Origin of the sequence: uncultured Campylobacter sp. (assembly GCF_963517995.1) — a bacterium.
Taxonomy (GTDB): Bacteria; Campylobacterota; Campylobacteria; order Campylobacterales; family Campylobacteraceae; genus Campylobacter_A.
The window spans coordinates 1-17093 of sequence record NZ_CAUQHQ010000042.1 but is presented as its reverse complement, the minus strand read 5'-3'; the positions used below and the strand labels follow the sequence as shown (position 1 = coordinate 17093).

Annotated in this window: 15 protein-coding genes, 1 tRNA gene and 3 pseudogenes; 5 read left to right on the top strand and 14 right to left on the bottom strand. The window is 46.6% G+C overall.

The features are described 5' to 3' along the window. Nucleotides 1-700 precede the first annotated feature (700 nt). The 8 genes from RYL88_RS05970 to RYL88_RS05935 all read right to left on the bottom strand — a co-directional run bounded on the left by RYL88_RS05970 (nt 701) and on the right by RYL88_RS05935 (nt 6549). On the bottom strand, nt 701-1252 hold the full coding sequence (locus RYL88_RS05970) for an NAD(P)H-dependent oxidoreductase (protein WP_314989752.1): 552 nt from the start codon (nt 1250-1252) through the stop codon (nt 701-703). A 104-nt stretch (nt 1253-1356) separates the two neighbouring features. After that, the gene (gene thiE / locus RYL88_RS05965; RefSeq protein ID WP_314989758.1) at nt 1357-1959 is read right to left on the bottom strand and encodes a thiamine phosphate synthase; all 603 of its coding nucleotides are present in this window, start codon (nt 1957-1959) and stop codon (nt 1357-1359) included. Further along, on the bottom strand, nt 1952-2734 hold the full coding sequence (gene thiD, locus RYL88_RS05960) for a bifunctional hydroxymethylpyrimidine kinase/phosphomethylpyrimidine kinase (protein ID WP_314989750.1): 783 nt from the start codon (nt 2732-2734) through the stop codon (nt 1952-1954). Before thiD ends, thiE begins: the two co-directional genes overlap by 8 nt. 44 nt (nt 2735-2778) lie before the next feature. After that, nucleotides 2779-3507 (bottom strand): hypothetical protein, encoded by a 729-nt coding sequence (locus tag RYL88_RS05955; RefSeq protein WP_314989748.1) that lies wholly within the window; start codon nt 3505-3507, stop codon nt 2779-2781. Beyond that, on the bottom strand, nt 3507-4223 hold the full coding sequence (locus RYL88_RS05950; RefSeq protein ID WP_314989746.1) for a basic amino acid ABC transporter substrate-binding protein: 717 nt from the start codon (nt 4221-4223) through the stop codon (nt 3507-3509). Before RYL88_RS05950 ends, RYL88_RS05955 begins: the two co-directional genes overlap by 1 nt. 60 nt (nt 4224-4283) lie before the next feature. Then, nucleotides 4284-5105, bottom strand: coding sequence for a basic amino acid ABC transporter substrate-binding protein (locus RYL88_RS05945; protein WP_314989744.1), 822 nt, complete (start codon nt 5103-5105; stop codon nt 4284-4286). 12 nt (nt 5106-5117) lie between these two features. Beyond that, nucleotides 5118-5846 (bottom strand): amino acid ABC transporter ATP-binding protein, encoded by a 729-nt coding sequence (locus RYL88_RS05940; protein WP_002948421.1) that lies wholly within the window; start codon nt 5844-5846, stop codon nt 5118-5120. Further along, entirely contained in the window at nt 5839-6549 is a 711-nt protein-coding gene (locus RYL88_RS05935) for an amino acid ABC transporter permease (RefSeq protein ID WP_122862687.1), read from the bottom strand. Before RYL88_RS05935 ends, RYL88_RS05940 begins: the two co-directional genes overlap by 8 nt. A 138-nt stretch (nt 6550-6687) precedes the next feature. Between RYL88_RS05935 and putP the strand changes: the two genes are divergently transcribed. The 3 genes from putP to RYL88_RS05920 all read left to right on the top strand — a co-directional run bounded on the left by putP (nt 6688) and on the right by RYL88_RS05920 (nt 10127). Continuing rightward, nucleotides 6688-8178, top strand: a complete 1491-nt coding sequence (gene putP, locus RYL88_RS05930; RefSeq protein ID WP_314989742.1) for a sodium/proline symporter PutP — start codon at nt 6688-6690, stop codon at nt 8176-8178. After that, the gene (locus tag RYL88_RS05925) at nt 8179-9426 is read left to right on the top strand and encodes a DUF2130 domain-containing protein (RefSeq protein ID WP_314989741.1); all 1248 of its coding nucleotides are present in this window, start codon (nt 8179-8181) and stop codon (nt 9424-9426) included. 179 nt (nt 9427-9605) lie between these two features. Continuing rightward, complete coding sequence (locus tag RYL88_RS05920; RefSeq protein ID WP_314989740.1) at nt 9606-10127, top strand: hypothetical protein; 522 nt, start codon at nt 9606-9608, stop codon at nt 10125-10127. A gap of 440 nt (nt 10128-10567) precedes the next feature. On the opposite strand, the pseudogene RYL88_RS05915 reads toward RYL88_RS05920, so the two are convergent. Further along, a pseudogene (locus RYL88_RS05915) lies at nt 10568-10624 on the bottom strand (hypothetical protein); the annotation flags it as partial. 248 nt (nt 10625-10872) lie between these two features. Next, a tRNA-Ile gene (locus RYL88_RS05910) sits at nt 10873-10949 on the bottom strand. A gap of 110 nt (nt 10950-11059) precedes the next feature. On the opposite strand from RYL88_RS05910, the gene RYL88_RS05905 reads away from it, so the two are divergent. Both RYL88_RS05905 and RYL88_RS05900 read left to right on the top strand, forming a co-directional pair. Next, nucleotides 11060-11476, top strand: coding sequence for an SseB family protein (locus RYL88_RS05905; protein ID WP_314989739.1), 417 nt, complete (start codon nt 11060-11062; stop codon nt 11474-11476). 274 nt (nt 11477-11750) lie between these two features. Next, nucleotides 11751-12614 carry a CbrC family protein gene (locus tag RYL88_RS05900; RefSeq protein WP_314989736.1) on the top strand — a complete coding sequence of 288 codons (864 nt, stop codon included), beginning with the start codon at nt 11751-11753 and terminating at the stop codon, nt 12612-12614. A 613-nt stretch (nt 12615-13227) separates the two neighbouring features. Here RYL88_RS05900 and RYL88_RS05895 read toward each other — a convergent pair. The 4 genes and pseudogenes from RYL88_RS05895 to RYL88_RS05880 all read right to left on the bottom strand — a co-directional run. After that, a pseudogene (locus RYL88_RS05895) lies at nt 13228-13767 on the bottom strand (NAD(P)/FAD-dependent oxidoreductase); the annotation flags it as partial. 336 nt (nt 13768-14103) lie between these two features. Continuing rightward, nucleotides 14104-14886: pseudogene (locus RYL88_RS05890) on the bottom strand (NAD(P)/FAD-dependent oxidoreductase); the annotation flags it as partial. 40 nt (nt 14887-14926) lie between these two features. Further along, entirely contained in the window at nt 14927-15421 is a 495-nt protein-coding gene (gene hutX, locus RYL88_RS05885) for a heme utilization cystosolic carrier protein HutX (protein WP_314989734.1), read from the bottom strand. Nucleotides 15422-15585: 164 nt separating this feature from the next. Then, nucleotides 15586-16890, bottom strand: a complete 1305-nt coding sequence (locus RYL88_RS05880) for an MFS transporter (RefSeq protein ID WP_314989754.1) — start codon at nt 16888-16890, stop codon at nt 15586-15588. Nucleotides 16891-17093 lie beyond the last annotated feature (203 nt).

Below are 17093 nucleotides of genomic sequence, written 5' to 3'. Positions count from 1 at the left end.
TGCAGGGCGGGATTTGGCCTTTCGCGAAACGGCTAAAATTAGTTTTGTATCTTTACCGCGTTTAAATTTACGTTCTTGGCTGGCGCAGGCTAAATTTAATCCCAAAAGGCGCGAATTTGACGCGTTAAATTTGGCTTCCAAAGTTAGGGATTAGTTTGGTTTTTTGGGAGGCGCAAAACTAGCGAAATTTGCGCTTTTGTAGGTTTTGCGCGGTTTATTTAGGCTCGTAACGGCGCAAGCTAGCGTTAATTTTGCGGCTTTTTGCGGCTTAGGGCAAAATACAAGCTTACTTCCGTGCGCGCCAAGCGAAATTTACGGTGTAGCGGGTTAAATTTGCGCGCGTGGATTAAAATTTAAACTCGAGCGCGGGTTAATTTTAATGCCCAAGGCCTGGCGCTTGGATTTGGACGGCGCTAGGAAATTTGGGGATTTCAGCCGCTTTTAAAACGCGAGCCGAGCTTAACTTAACGCGTTAATTTAAACGGCGCGGACGAATCGCCGCTTTTGCTAACCTGTTAATCTAGCGCGAATTTGCCGCCTTTGCTAGATTGCTTGCGGATTTCGCTTTTGCCAAAAGGTCGCGGCAAAGAAAAACGGCAGCGGCTTAGCTTGATTTAGAGCGATATTTACGGCAAGACAAGCGCGCACTACTTGCCAGGCTTGCCCAAAAAGCGCTCTAAATTTACCGCGACCGTCAAATTTAGCCTAAATTTCGCAAAAACTCCGCGTATTCTCTAGCACCGCGCTCTAAATCGTCCTGGCTTGATATGTAGTCCACGCCCGGAGTCTCCTCGGCGCCGTAAAATGCGAAAAAGTCGCGGTAATCGGCGTGAAAATAGTATTTAAACGCAAGCTCAAACGGAGTAAGAACCTCGCGCAAGCTAAAATGATAGCGTCCTTGCGGGCGGTAGTCGCTCTTTTTGATGCCTGCGGTCACGGCTAGCGCCACCTTGCGCCCCGCTATGCCGTCTGCGCCGCGTCCGTAGGCAAAGCCGTGCGTCATCACCGCGTCGATCCACGATTTTAAAATCGGAGGGCAGGAGAAGTTGTGAAGCGGAAACTGCAAAACGAGGGCGTCGTGGGCTCTGATGAGCTCTTGCTCGCGCGCGGCGTCGATGTTGCCGCCTGCGTAAACCTGCGTCAAATCACGGATGCTAAAGCGCTGCGGCTCTTTGAGAGCCTCTTGCAGCAGGCGTTTGTTTATGACCGAGTTTTGGATGCCCGGGTGGGCTAGGATGATTAGTATTTTCATTTTTCTCCTTTTTTGATCAAGCAAATTTTATCGGACTTTGCTTAAATTTGAGCGGAGCATTGCGCAGTTTGGCGACGTAAATTTGACGTAGGTTTAGCGTATTTTTACAAAAACGCTTGCAAATTTCGCAGATTTTCTTTTATGGATGCGGGTCGGTAGAGCGCTGAGATAACGGCGATATAGTCCGGATTTAGCGCGGCGATTTGCGCGATATTTGCTACGTTTATACCGCCGATCACGCAAATGGGGATTCGTAAAATTTCCTTTGCGCGCATTATAGTTTCAAATTTACAAAGCGGGGCGTTTGGTTTGGTCGGACTTGCAAACAGGGCGCCAAATGCTGCGTAAGAAGCGCCCTCGTCCTGCGCTTTTAGGGCTAAATTTAGATCGTCGTAGCAGCTAACGCCGATGAAGGCGTCCTCGCCTAGGATCTTGCGAGCAGCCTTTACTCCGCCGTCGTCTTTGCCGATGTGTACGGCGTTCGCGCCTATTTTGGCGGCAAATTTTACGTCGTCGTTTACGATAAATCTTGCTCCGTAGCGCTCGCAAAGCTCTTTTAGAGCAGTCGCTACGCGCTCGTTTTTGGGCTCGAGCTTGGTGCGGTACTGTAAAAATTTCACTCCGCACTCTAGCAGCTCGCGAGTTTGCTCGAGTATGCTGTTTTCGGGCGTTAGGACGTCGTCCGTGATAGCGTAAATTTTAGCCACGGTTTGCACCCGCTGCTTTGTGATCTAGCAGCCTCGCGCCGAAATTTGAACCGTGAGCGTTTTTGATCGCGTTTGCGACAAAGGCTTTGGCGCGTCTGATCGCCGTTATCTCGTCTGCCCCGCACGCTAGGGCGCAGGCGATAGCCGCGGAGAAGCTGCAGCCCGCGCCGTGCATGATCGTAGGCTGCTCGAGCGGTTCGCCGAATTTAACTATCTCGCCGCTTTTTTTATAAAGCGTGTCCTCGCAAATCTCGCTCGTTTGCGTGCGTTTTAGCACAACGTCGCAGGGCAGATCCGCGCCTAAATTTAACCTCTCGCCGTCAAAATTTAACCCCAAAATGCGCGCTTCGTCTAAATTGGGCGTCGCGATGCGAGCGAGGCTTAAAAGTTCTTTTAGCGCGTTTATGGCGCCCTCTTGTAGCAGCTTGGCGCCTGATTTCGCCACGCAGACGGGGTCTATCACGGTCGGCACGCCGTGGTTTTGCTCTAGCCAGGCTTTGACGCAGGCTATGAGCTGTTCGTTAAAGAGCATGCCGATCTTTACTGCGTCAAATTTTAGCTCGGCGCAGACGGCCTCTAGCTGCGCGTTTAAAAACTCGGACGTTACGGGCATTACCGTGCTCACGCCGCTCGTGTTTTGCGCGGTTAGAGCCGTGATCGCAGTCGCGCTGTAGCAGCCGTAGGCCTCGCAGGTTTTTATGTCGGCTTGTATGCCTGCGCCCCCGACGCTGTCGCTGCCTGCGATGATTAGGATATTTTTTTTAGGATTTTTCATTGTTTTGCCTTGAGCGGTTTTGTTAAATTTATCTTTAGGCGAATTTATTTGTCGCCAAAATCCTTGCCAAACTCAACGCCTAGCTCCTTTAAATTTACGGGGCCGTTTCCTTGCGACTCCATCGGCGACGGCCGAGTTTGCGGCTGCGTTTGCGCAGGTTGCAAGCCTAAAGAGTTTTGCTCGGTTTGATCGTTTTTGGTGGCGTTATTTTCGGCTTTTTTAGGTTTTTTCTTCGGTTCTTCTAGCTTTTTGCCGGTTAGGCACTCGTAAATTTCTGCGTGATTTTTCTTTGCCCAGTCCTCTTTGACCTCGATTTTTTGGTACTCTTTGCTAGTAGGCAAGGCAAGGGCGTTTTTGACTAGGGTTTTGTTTAGGATTTTGCTTTCGTCGCTTACTTCGCACAGCCATCTATCGCCTAGATTTTTTAGCGTGAGCACGTAGTAGTTGCGCTCAGGACGAAATATCTTTTTGATCTCTTTGTTGTAGGATTTGCTGAAATTTTCCAGCTCTTTTTTATCTTTTATGCATTTTGAGCCGTCGTAAAATTTAACGTTTGCAAGCTTGCAAGGGGCGATCACGGCGGCGTTTAGTCTAAAGATGAAGGTATCGTAGTCTAAAATTTTTTCTAGAAAAAGGACCTCTTTGACGACTTTTTCGCGTTTGGATTTGGTCGTCTCTGTGATTTGCATGTCGGTAAACTGAGCAGCCGAATTTACCGACAGCAAGGCTAAAGCGCAAAATTTAAGCAGAGTAAAAAATGCGCTTTTTTTCATTACTTCAGATCGTATTTTTCTAGCAGTTTGTCGTAGCTGCCGTCTTTTTTCATCTCGTCGAGCGCGGCGTTTATTTTAGCGATTAGATCTGCTTGCTTGCCTTTGTCAAACGCTACAGAAAAGCCCTCGCTACCGTCGTTTTCTTTGTAAAATTCCTCAAGCTCGGGATTTTTCTTTAAAAAGCCGTAACCGATCGAGCTATCAAGCACGACCGCGTCTATCTTGCCTTTTTTTAGCCCCATGATTAGCGGAACCGGATCCTCGGCAGGCACGACTTTAGCGCCTGCGATAGCGTTAGCGGCAATCTCTTGGACGGTGCCTTGTTGTACGCCTACTCTTTTGCCGTTTAGGGCGTCTTTGCCGGCGATAGCGTCGTTGCCTTTAGCGCGCAAGTAGATATTTTCCGTCGCGTAGTAAGCCTGCGTGAAATCAACCGACTTTCGTCTATCGTCGGTTGCGCTCATCGCGCTTGTTACGGCGTCGATCTTGCCCGTTTTTAGAGCCGGGATTAGGCCGTCAAAGCTCATATTTACGATCTTGTACTCAAAACCCGCGCGTTTAGCGAGCTCCGCTACTAGATCCATATCAAAGCCCGTGATCTTGTTTTGCTCGTCTACGTACTCAAACGGCGGATAGTTTGCGGCGGTACCGATCTTTAGCTCGGCGGCGCCAAGCGTAGCTAGAGCCGCTAAAAGCAGCGCAAAAATCTTTTTCATTTTCTCTCCTTTAAATTTGGTTTTAAATTTAATCCCGCGACTAGGTGCGGGCTCGCAAATTTACTTTAGGCCGTATTTTTCCATCATCTTGTCAAATTCGCCGCTCTTTTTGAGCTCCTCTATCGCGGCGTCTATCTTGCCGATTAGCTCTAGGTGCTTGCCTTTATCAAACGCGACGGCAAAGCCCTCGGTTCCGTCGGGAAGCTTTAAAAACTCCTCCAAATCAGGGTTTTGCTTTAGATACTCGTAACCGATCGGACTATCTGTTAGCACGGTGTCTATCTTACCGGCTTTTAGCGCTAAAATCGCAGCCGCTACGTTTTCTGCAGGCACGGCTAGGTCGCCGCAGATAGATTTAGCCGCGGTCTCTTGCAATGTGCCTATTTGCGCGCTTATTTTTTTGAGATGCATATTGGTCGCATTTACGTCGGTGCCTTTTTTGCGGATGAAAAGATTATCCGAAAAATAATAAGGCTTCGTAAAATCGACCGATTTTCTTCTCTCCTCGGTCGCGCTCATACCGCTTAGCGCGGCGTCTATTTTGCCCGTTTTTAGAGCTGGGATCAGCCCGTCAAAGCTCATATTTTGTACGTCGAATTTGACGCCGATTTTCTTGCCGACGGCCTCTATCATATCGATTTCAAAGCCTACGATCTTGTTGTGCTCGTCGATATACTCAAACGGCGGATAGTCCGCGCTAGAGCCCACTCTTATCGTTTGTTGTACCGCTACGGGGGCTGCCTCGTTTTTTACTGCGGCGTCTTTGCTCGCGTTTTCATTCGAGCTTTGACCGCAGCCTGAAAGCATCAAAGCGGCGGCTACGAAAACGAAAAGTTTTTTAAATTTGCCGGCGGACAAAGCCGCAACGATGTTTTGTGACATTTTAACCTCCTTTTAGTGGTTTAAAATTTTACCTAGAAAATCCTGCAAACGCTGATTGCTAGGGTTTTCAAATACGTTTTTAGGCGTGTCGTCCACGGCTATTTTACCGCCGTGCATGAAAAATATCCTATTTGCCACGTTTTTAGCAAAACCCATCTCGTGCGTGACGACTAGCATCGTGATTCCCTTTGCCGCGACGTCTTTCATAATGTCTAGTACCTCGCCGATCATCTCGGGATCTAGCGCGCTCGTTGGCTCGTCAAAGAGTATGACCTCGGGGTTCATAGCAAGGCTTCTAGCTATCGCTATACGCTGCTTTTGACCGCCTGAGAGCTTGTGCGGGAATGCGTATTTTTTATCGCTTAAGCCCACGCTTTTTAGTAGCTCGTCGGCTCTTTTTTCGGCGCTCTCTTTATCCAAAATTCCCGCTTTTATCGGAGCTAGGGTTAAATTTTGCAAGACGTTTTTGTTTGCAAAAAGGTTAAAGTGCTGAAAAACCATACTCACTTTTTGACGGATTTTGTTTATATCCGTTTTTTTATCCGTTATATCCTCGCCGTTTATCTTTATGTGCCCGCCGCTTGGCTCCTCTAGGCGGTTTATGCAGCGCAAAAACGTGCTTTTGCCGCCGCCGCTAGGGCCTATGATAGCGATGATTTCGCCTTGTTTGATATCTACACTGATGTCGTCTAGGACACGTAAATCGCCGTAATTTTTACTCAAATTTCTAATCTCAATCATGGCGATTTAGCCTCCTCTCTAAAATTTTAACCAAAAACGTAAAGAACTTCACGCTGACGTAGTAAACTATGCCCGTGAAAATGACTGGCTCCGGGCTATAAAACACCGCTTGCAGGCTCTTACTTTGCATCGTGATGTCGATGACGCTGATATAGCCAACGACTGACGTCTCTTTAAACAGCGAGATAAATTCGTTCGCAAGCGCAGGCAAGATGTTTTTGGTCGCTTGCGGAAACACTACCTCACGCATCGAGACGTAGTAGTTTAGGCCCATCGCCCTTGCGGCTTCCATTTGCCCTTTATCGACACTATTTATGCCGCTACGCACGATCTCTGCGACGTATGCGGAGCTGTTTAGCCCAAGCGCGATCAAGGCGACGTAAAAGTTATCGCTCCAAGTCGCGAAAATCACGACCGAAAATATAAGAAGCTGCAAAATAATCGGCGTTCCGCGCAGGATATCTACGTATTCGTCGATGAGAAAGCTTAAAATTTTGATATTTAAAAACTTTAAAAACGCCAAAATAAAGCCCAAAGTCACGCCTATAGCCGTGCCGCCTATGGTAAGTCCCAGCGTCACGCCGTAGCTTTTAAGGTAGGCTAGACGTTGCGCCTCGTTTAACTCCGTCGGATAAAAATAATAAACGCCCGCGGAGACGATGAGGACGAAAAACAGCGCCCTAAAAAATTTTTCGTTTAGCATTTCTTAAACCTTAAAAGCGTAATGAGGGTTAATAATACGAAAAAAAATATAAATTTAACCTTTTTTACGCGAAAAAATTATCTTTTAAACAAATTTATCATATTATCGTAACTCAAATTTAAAACCCGAGGGAAATTTATGGATTATGCACGCTATATCGCCATCGCGCTGTATTTTGGATTTTTGCTTTTCGTGGGGCGATACTCGTATAACAAAAACGCTAATATGGGCGAATACCTGCTCGATAATCGACGCCTAGGGCCGGTCGTAACCGCGCTAAGCGCCGGAGCTAGCGACATGAGCGGTTGGATGCTGCTTGGCGTGCCGGGTGCGCTTTACGCCACGGGGCTTGCTACGATTTGGATGGTTTTGGGGCTAGTTATCGGCGCGTATTGCAACTACTTGTTTTTAGCAAAGCGCCTGCGCGTATATACCGAAGTTGCTAGCGACAGCATCACGATCCCCGATTTTTTACAAAATCGCTTCAAGGACGAGACTAAAATTTTACGCATAGTCTCGGGACTTTTGATTTTGATATTTTTCACGCTATACGTGAGCAGCGGGATAATCGCGGGTGGCAAGAGCTTTGAGAGCTTTTTTGGATTAGATTTTAAATTCGGCGCGATCTTTACGCTGGCTATCGTCGTTTTTTACACGTTTTTCGGCGGATTTCGCGCGGTTTGTATCACGGACGCGTTTCAGGGTATGCTGATGTTTTTGGTGCTCGTTGCCGTGCCGGTAGTAGCGTTTTGTAATCTAAATTTGCCAGACGGAGCTACCTTTTGGAGCGAGGTGGCAAAATACGGCAAAAACCACCTAAACGTCTTTTATGGCCAGACTTTTTTAAGCATCTTAGGACTTATGGCGTGGGGGCTTGGCTACTTCGGGCAGCCGCACATCATAGTTAGATTTATGGCGATACGAAGCTCAAAAGAGCTAGCTCAGGCGCGCCGCATAGGTATCGGCTGGATGGCGATCGGCTTAGCTGGAGCGATGATGAGCGGACTGATCGGCTTTGTGTATTACAGTGAGTTAAATTTGCCTCTAGCAGATCCTGAAAAGGTCTTTTTGCAGCTTGGCGAGACGCTGTTTCATCCGTTTTTCGTGGGTATCATCATTTCAGCCGTACTTTCAGCCATCATGAGTACGATCTCTAGCCAGCTTTTGGTTAGCGCAAGCTCGGTGACGCAGGACTTCGTGTTTGCGTTTTATAAAAAAGAAATCTCGCAAAAAGCTCAGGTTGCAGCTGGCAGATACGCAGTCGTGGCCGTCGCGCTAGTGGCTACCGCGCTTGCTTTTAGCTTTAACGAAAGCGTGCTAAACGTCGTTGGCTACGCGTGGGCTGGCTTTGGCGCGAGCTTTGGGCCGGTGCTACTTTTTAGCCTTTATTGGCGCAGGATGAGCGCGCTGGCGGCTTTGCTGGGTATGATAACGGGCGGAGCGACGGTGATCGCTTGGATAGCGCTTGGGCTAAATTCTTACGTTTACGAGATTTTGCCTGGTTTTGCGGTTTCTTGCGTCGTGATTTATCTCACCAGCCTCTACGGCGATGCGATAGATAAGATGAGCAACGAGCCAAACTCGGCCACCGTGCAGGACGAATTTGAAAAAATGAAAACGAGGCTGTAAATGCAAAGTAGCGTAAAATGCGGTAACTGCGGCGCCGAAGTCGATGTAAATTTGGCTCTAAAAACCGAGCTTGAGCTTGAAATGAAGCAAAAAATGGCGGCGGCCAGGCGAGATTTTGACAAAGAGATCGAAGCTAAAAGGGCCGAATACAAGGCGCATTTGGACGCTCTAAACGCAAAGGAAAAAGAATTCGACGCCAAATTTGCCGCAGCCCTAAACGCTAAAAAAACCGAGCTTGAAAATGAAATAAAAGCAAAACTCGAGGGCGAAAATTTAAACATAGTAAACGCCCTAAAAACCGAGCTTGAAGCTAAATCAAAGCAGATAAACGAGCTAAATTTAAAGACGCTTGAAATAGAAAAGCTAAAACGCGAAAAGAGCGAGTTTGAAAGCGCGCTGATGGCTAAAACCGAGGCCGAGCTAAGTAGGCGCCTAAACGAGGAAAAAGAGCGGCTAGGCAAGGCTTTGGCCGAGCAAAACGAGCTAAAATTTAAGCAAAAAGACGAGCAGCTAGAAGCGCTAAAAAAGCAGCTAAACGAGGCGCAAAGGCGCATAGAGCAGGGCAGCGAGCAACTCCAAGGCGAGACGCAAGAGCTAGCCATCGAGGCGTGGCTGCGGGAGAAGTTCGTATTTGACACTATAGACGAGGTCAAAAAGGGCGCAAACGGCGCGGACGTGATGCAGATCGTAAATACCCGCGAGGCGCAAAACTGCGGCAAAATTTACTACGAAAGCAAACGCACGAAAAATTTCTCAAACGAATGGATAGAAAAATTTAAGGCCGATATGCGCGCATCGGGCGCCGACGTCGGGGTGCTCGTTAGCGAGGCGCGGCCGCGGGAGCTAGAGCGCATGGGGCTGGTTGACGGCGTATGGGTGTGCAACTACGAGGAGTTTAAGGCGCTTTGTTTCGTGCTAAGACAAGGCGTCGTGGAGCTAAATTTCGCTAGGAACTCCGCACAAAACCGCTCAAACAAGATGGAGATGCTCTACTCGTATCTAGTTAGCAACGAGTTTAAGATGCGCATCGAGGCTATCGTGGAGGGCTTTTCTGCGATGAGCGAGGAGTTGGAGCGCGAGAAAAACGCGATGAAACGCATCTGGAAGAGCCGAGAAAAACAGATCGAAAAAGTGCGCGACAACGCGATCGAGATGTTTGGCTCGATAAAGGGGATCGCGGGAAATGCGATAGGAGAGATAAGGACGCTGGAGCTGGGGTTTGATGCGGGCGATTTTGATTCCCCATAAACGACGGATTTTAGAATAAATTTTTCTACGCCCGCCGCAGTCACGGACGACTGGTCCGTTCCTTTGCGGGTAAGAAAAATTTATTTAAACTACGCCTATTCTGTCCGGAATATTTGTCTCATATTCTGCTAAATTTGCAAATTCAACTCTGCTAAAATTTAAAAACGAAAGGCTCAAATTTGAGTGATTATGATTTGCCTAAGGGTGCCGGACTTGATGACGATGAGAAGGTTCTGTATTGCTATCAAAATACAAATTCTTTTTTTGTCGTTAGGATGTTTATTTGCATGTTTTTGCTATTTGTTTTGTTTAATATTATAGACGGTAGTATCTTGTCTATAATTGCCATATCCGCCGTTTCAATTTTTCTATTTTACATTATGTATTGCGAGATATTAAATTATAAAAGGCAATGCATATATATTACCAATCAAAATTTTATTACCGGAAATAATATAAAAACAAAAAAAGAGGAAATATCATATTTCTACGCAATTTATGCATTTGGATATCGTCCCGTAATCGTCTTTTATAAAAATAAAAAGTTTTTGTATTTTTTATTTGTCGAGGATGATGTAAATTTTAAAACTGCGATGAGCGCTATTTACGACATCTCGCTTAATGAAGATTTTAAATTTGATTCAGGTAGCGGAGCGTATGGATTCGCCAAGAGCTATACGATAAGGAAATTAATAAAATAGTGCAAGTACGCAAAAGCATATTGATTTAAGCACTGGTTCGGTGTGCCGCCGCCGCGCTATATATTTTAAATTTGCAACGGGGCTAAATCTGCAAATTTGACTCGGCTAAAATTTAAAAACCCAGCGAAGTTCTGCTTTAGCTTCACTGCGTTCGCTACTGCTTAAGGCAGCCTGCAAGCAAGAGGAGACTGCTACCGCCAAGCATGGCACAGTTTAAACCCATCAATACAAAAGCAAAAATAACGTCAAATTTCAACAAACTAAATTTTATGTTTTCAGGATGCGGTCTGGGCGAGTAAAATTTTTCAAATTTAGCTTGCATCGACCTGAATTTTATACTTGCCGCAGCGCGGGCAGCGAAACAGATGGCCCGCCGTATCGCCTCCTGCGACGAGATAACCCTGCGCATCCTCTATGACAAATTCGCCGCGCAGAGCGTACTAGGCAAAGACCTCTTCTGCGATACCCATCTTGCGCAGTTCTTTCATGCCGACGTCGCCTAAAAACTCGCAGTAGTCGTCGCAGCATACAAGCCAACGCCCCCTTGCCGGCTAAAATATCCTGGCCGTCTTTTTAAAAGCTCGTAGGTTTTGCTAAATTTGCTAGGCTTCAAAGCTACGATTTACCCGCGCGTTTATATAAAACAAATAGGCAAGAGCATAAAGAAGCTAAATTTTGCCGATAGAGACTAAATAAAATTTAAAGGATATTTGCAAGATTTTTAAAATGATTGAAATTTAGAGAGTGGTGGGTTCACCAGGACTCGAACCTGGGACCATCCGGTTATGAGCCGGATGCTCTAACCAACAGAGCTATGAACCCGCCAGCTGAAGTGAAGTTGTGATTATAGCAACGCAAAGCTTATTTACTGCTAAATTTTGATTTAAAAACGCAAAAATGTATAATACGCCAAATTTAATCCAAGGTAAAAGATGAACGAAAATTTAAACGATTTCATAGACGCATTTTTACTAGACGGCGGAGAGCAGAGCCAAAATGCGCTAATCGCAGCGCTAAAAAAGGCCGAGTTTTTAGCGCCCGTACTCATAAACCAAGCCTTAGCGAAGCCCGACGGCAGCGCAGTTTATGAAGAAGAAGGCTCAAATATAAAATTCGTCCTGCTTGAAGACGAGGAGAGCGGACTTAGCTATTTCCCCGCGTTTTCTAGCAGGGCTGAGATGATGAGATGGCGAAACGACGCCGAGCAAGAGGCGATAAATCTGCGCCTAAAAGACTACGCCGCGATGATAGAAGGCGGCGAGGGCAAATACGCGGGCGTCGTGATAGACGCGTTTTCGCATAGTTTGATTTTGGATTTAGCAAAGCTAAAAGCGATTTGCGCGGAGTAAATTTAGCTAAATTTGGATGATTGTTTTGCTCTTAAGGTTGCCGATTTAAGCATAAAAGCAAAATTTAGCCGCTTAATCTGTAAAAAACGCCGATTTTAACGGAGTTTTAAATTTGCGCTCGGTCGCGACCTTGCCGCGTTTTGCGAAAATAGGCGAAATTTAATAAATTTTAGTAAAATATGGCTAAACGCGCTTTTAAACGCAATCTAGCAAGTAGACAAGCTGGCGGCAAATCCAAAGGCGCATCGCCAAAGCGTAAATTTAAGGAGAAAAAATGAAAGATTTTAGGCAAAGATACGTCGCGCTACAAAAGGCGTTTTGGGATTCTGACGGCGGTGCGGCGAGCGTTTTGGCGCTATATGAGCTAAAAGACGAGCTGGAAAAATGCGATGAAAAAGAGGCAAAAGCCGTGCTGGTCGATGTTTACTATCTACTTGAGCTAAAAAAGAGCGCCTATGAGTTGCTTGATAAAATTTGCGACCCCAAAGACAAAAAACAGCTAAAAAGGCTCGGGTATCTAAAACAATACGCCATAGACGGCGACGAGGACGCGATAAAACGCCCAAAAACCGTAAGCAAATCGGTGCGCGCGAGCAAAAAACCAAAAGCCGTGCCTCATTTTCGCTATCACCCGGATCCCGTTAAATCGGGCGTGTTTAAGGACGATATAAGCGTGGTTTGCGAGTGCTGCGAGCAGGAGACGGACGTTTATTATTGCGGTCACGTTTATAGCGAAAGCGACGTGAAATACCTCTGCCCGCACTGCATAGCTAACGGCAAGGCTGCGGCGAAATTTGACGCTACCTTCGTCCAAGACGCAGACGAACTGCCTAGCGGCGCGGCTAATGCGCAGGCTAAGACGGACGAGCTTTTTAAAAGGACGCCCGGGTATTTTTGCTGGCAAGGAGAGCAGTGGCTTACGTGCTGCGATGATTACTGCGAGTTTTTGGGCGACGTGGGCACGAAAGAACTGCGAAAGATGGGTATCGCAGATGAGGTCTTTGCCCAGTATGCTCTGCGCGGCGAATACGATGTGCAGACCGTGCGAGAATATCTAGAAGCGGGCGGCTTTATGGCGGGATATTTGTTTCGCTGTCTGCATTGCGGTAAATATAAAATCAACGTCGATGCGGAGTGAGACTGCGGTACAAGCGCCGTAAACTCGCGCCCGGTTTTAAATTTACGCGATTTGCTCATCGGCTTGCGTTTTTATGGCGATTTTGCTTTAATCTAGGATACTGTAAAATAATTTATGCCGCTTTGCTTGCGTAAATTCGCTATTTTGGTATAAAATTACTTGCCCTAGTTTTCGGGCGTTTAAATTTATTAAAAGGCGCCGGGTTAGCTTGGTGTTTCGCGCTATTTTGATTACCGCAAATTTTAGATTCTATTTATTTACAAATAGCGGAAAATAGAGCCTATCGCTATCTAATCAAACTGGACGCACCGTTAAAAGGCGGCGTAAATAATCTACGCTTGAGCAAAATTAGCGTCCGCATCGCTAGATCCTCAAACGGCAGCTTTGGTATTTAAAGTAAGTCAAATTTTAGCCGCGTATCGTAAAAATTCGGCAACCCGCCGCGCGGCTAGCGCAACCTAGTCTTTGCGGCTAGCGTTTTTGCGTAGCGTAATTTATTTGTGGCGCATGTAGGCTTATGTTTTTGCGCACCGTGCATGCCCTTAAATTTAGCCTAAAAGATCGTCTTACGCCGCAAAGACCGTTTTTACCGCGGGCAGCAGTCAGGCGCAGCTTAAACGGCATTTAGTCGCCCAGCCAAAGCCCGCGCGCAGGCAAACGCAAAGTGCAGGTTGTAGCCACCGAGCATCCCCGTTACGTTTAAAACTTCGCCGATAAAATAAAGCCCGCGCACGCCCTTTACGCCGCAGTCTGCCTCTAGCGCGTCCGTGTCTACGCCGCCTTTCGTGACTTCTGCTCGCTCGAAGCCAAACGTCCCCGCAGGCGCGAATCGATATTTAAAAAGTCGTGAAATTTTCTCTCGCTCGGCTTGGACGTACTTGCCGTACGGCTTGTCGCTAAGTCCCGCCGCACTTAAAAACTCTAGCGTAAAACGGCGTGGTAGCGGCAGGACGGTGCTGAGCTGTTTTTTGCTTTTTTGTGCGGTTTCGATGTTAAAATTCGGGCAAAAATTTATCTCTATCAGACCTTTTTGCCAAAAAAGCGAAGCGTTTAGCACGGCCGGGCCGCTTATGCCTTTATGCGTGAAAAGCACGTCGCCCGCGATTTTAGTCCGATTTTTTTGATTAGATTTCCAGGCTTTTGCATCACCGTTTAAAATTTCTCCGCCGTTAAATTCTATCTCTTGCGAGGCGTTAAATTTAGCGCCCGACTTGTAAAAATCTCGGTTTTTATCCAAAGTCGCTTCATTTGACGTTAAATTTAGCTCAATTTCACCGTTTTGTCTTGGCGTAGCAAAGGTTGCGGTTTTTTGCGAATTTAAATCATTCGTTTGCAAGGGCGCAGGCTTACCGCTTGGCTGCTTTAAATTCTCGCCGATAATTTCTCGGCGCAGGCTAAATTCATCCGTGCTCACATCCGCGTCGCCGCTTTTACTTTGCAAGCGGGATTTGCTATCGCCGCTGCCTTTTTGCGGCGCTCGTTCCAGCAAAATCTGCGCCGGAAAGCAAACCCCGCTTAGATTTTTAAACCAAAATTCCTCTTTTTGCACGGTAAATCCAACTAGCGCGGGAGCTGGCGGGACAACTTTGATGCCGAAGCTTCGCGCTATTTCGTAGCCGATATCGCTTGCGCCTAGGCTTTTGTAGCTTAGTCCGCCGCTAGCTACGACGAGATTTTTGGCGTAAAATTTGTCTCCGTTTTCGGCGAGTACTTCGAAAATTTCGTCTAAATTTTGCTTGAAGTTTTGTAAATTAGGCGCGTCAAATTCGGTCAAATTAGGCGCGTCGTTGCGGTAAGAACCCTCAAATTTGTCGCCGTTTAGCGCCGAAAAAGCGTCCGTGATTTCGCCGTTTTCATCGATCGAAATTTTCCTCGCGCTTTTCACGCAAACGCCGCAAAATATTTGAGCGTCGCTTTGCCCAGTGCGTTTTAAAAGCACGCCCAAAACGTCCTTTGCGCCGCTTTCGCAGAAAAATTGATTTTGCTTTTGCTCGTTAAATTTTAACTCGCCGAAAAATTTTAAAACGTCTTTGAAGTCTAGATTTTTTAGAATATTTGTGACGAAATTTGCATCGCCTAAGTAGTTTGACGCGTCGATACGGCGGTTTGTGACATTGCACCTGCCTCCGCCGCTAGCTAGGATTTTCTTGCCGGGAGTTGCGTTTTTTTCGAGTAGGGCGACGTTTTTACCCAGCAAATTCGCCGCCAAAAATAGCCCTGCCGCGCCAGCTCCGATTATCAAAACGTCGTAAATTTTGCAAATTTTAGCCATCACAAACCTCAAAATTTACGCGCGGCAAAGCCATTTAAAATCAAAAGCTATTTTTTAGCGCTAGGAATTTTTGCTCTTGCGCTTCGTCTAGTTTCATTTTTTCGTTGCGATTTACGAAAAGCTTAAAGATCACGTTGTGATCCGCGTCGTAAAAGTGTAGGCTGTGTCCTAGAAAGCCCATAAATTTAGTGCTTACAAAGCCGATGCTTGCGATTGATTCTTCTTTGAGGTGACCACCCAAAAAGCCGCTTTTATCGGTGAAATTTAAAAATCCCTTCGCTTTTTTAGGCATAGGCACGCTCACCTTGATCTCGATGATAAACTCGGGCGTATTTTTGATGAAAAGCATCTCGCCCCAAGTGCTGATTTCTTCAAAAATTTTCATCAAATTTTCTGCGCCGACTTCCTTAAATTCGTTATCGCCGCGGTATTGCAGGATTTCGTATTCGCGTACGTTTAGCTGTTTGGCCGCATCGTAAACGGACATCTTTTTGTCCTCGAAAAGCTCGTCGATTTGTTTTTTTAGATCGCTCATTTTTATCCTTTTTTGAAATTAGATTTTGATAATAGTATTTAAGAATAGCTAAAAACCCGCTAAATTTGCGCGCTTTGCGCCCTTGTATTTAAAGCGCCGATCAAGCCGCAAATTTAGTCGCCGGGCGCGGACGATTTTTTAAATTTGCTCCGTCCGCAAACTTGCTAAACGCCTAGAAATCGCTTTATTTCCGCCTCGTTAGTTAGCTTGGAGTTAAATTTAACGACTAAATTTTGCGCGTTTTTATAGCACTCCACGACGCCTTTTTGCTTCTCGACCTCGGCTAGATCGGCATCCGTGTCAGACGGCAGATAGATATTTTTAAAGATATTGGGGTTATCTAGCCACTTTAGCGAGACTAGCCACGCTATGCAAAGCGCGGTAACTATGGCAGCTAGCGCGTCTAGACCGTAAAAGTTAAGCACCGCTCCGCCTCCGATGCCGCCGATAAAATTTCCCATGTAGCCAAATGAGTTAAAGATACCTAAAGCCGCGCCTTTTTGGCTAACTTTGCTAAATTTGGACGCCATTGATTGCAAGATCGGTTCGTGCAGGTTGAAGCCGATAAAAAATATAATCACGCCCGCGTAAAATAGCGGCTTGTGTCCGAGCGAGAGCGCGAAAAGCCCGTAACTAGCGACGAAAAGCGATACGCCGATGATTAAAATTTGCTTTGTGATGCGCCTTGTTTCGCCCACCGCGCCGCCTACGCCCATAGCGATAAAGCCAAATGCCGTAGCGACGGCGTAAATGCCGCTTAGATCGCTTTTTTGCATGCCAAAGTAGCGCACGACGGCGATAGGAATGATGATAAAAGCCGCCGACATCAGCATTTTTTGCATGAAATTGCTAATGTTCATCAGGAGCAAATTTCTATTTGCAAGCAGTTTTAGCGCGGGAGTTTTGGCTTGAGAGTGCGCGATTTTAGGCTCTTTGCCCACTGCCGTGTATAAAAGTACGATACAAACAACCGTAACCGCGATCGAGAGGTAAAAGAGGCTTGAAAGCCCGTATCTGTGGCTAAGGATCGGAGAAAGTATCATCGAAAGCGTAAAGCTAAGGCCGATAAACGCGCCCATCATCGCCATCGCGTGTCCGCGCACTTCCTCTTTAGTCATATCGCTCATAAACGCCGTAGCGACCGCTCCTATCGCGCCCGCGCCCTGGATAAATCTACCCAAAATCATAGTGTAGATATCGGTAGCGACCGCGCAGATAGCAGCTCCCGCGATAAAGACGAGTAGGCCCGCTAGCATCGAGTTTTTACGCCCGAAGCGGTCTGAAATATAGCCGAAAACCACCTGAAACGCGATCTGCGAAATCGCGTAAACGCCGATGAGAACGCCCACTAAAAACTCGGTCGCGCCCTTAAGCTCGAGCGCGTAAACGCTGATAACGGGGAGAATAATGAAAAGCCCGAAAAATCTACTGCCGATGATGAAAGATAGGGGCAAAGCGCTTTTTACTATCATAAATTTTCCTTTTTAAAGGAGTGATTTTACCCGAATTTTGATAATACGTAAATTAAAGCCGAATTTGATAAAATGTGAGCGGTAAATTTAAAAAATCGGCAAAGTTATCTTGTGATGAATTTAAATGTTTTGCTTCCCTTGCGGTCGCAACTGCAAGCAGAAGCGACGTAATTTGCGACCGAAGATAGAACATATAGTTC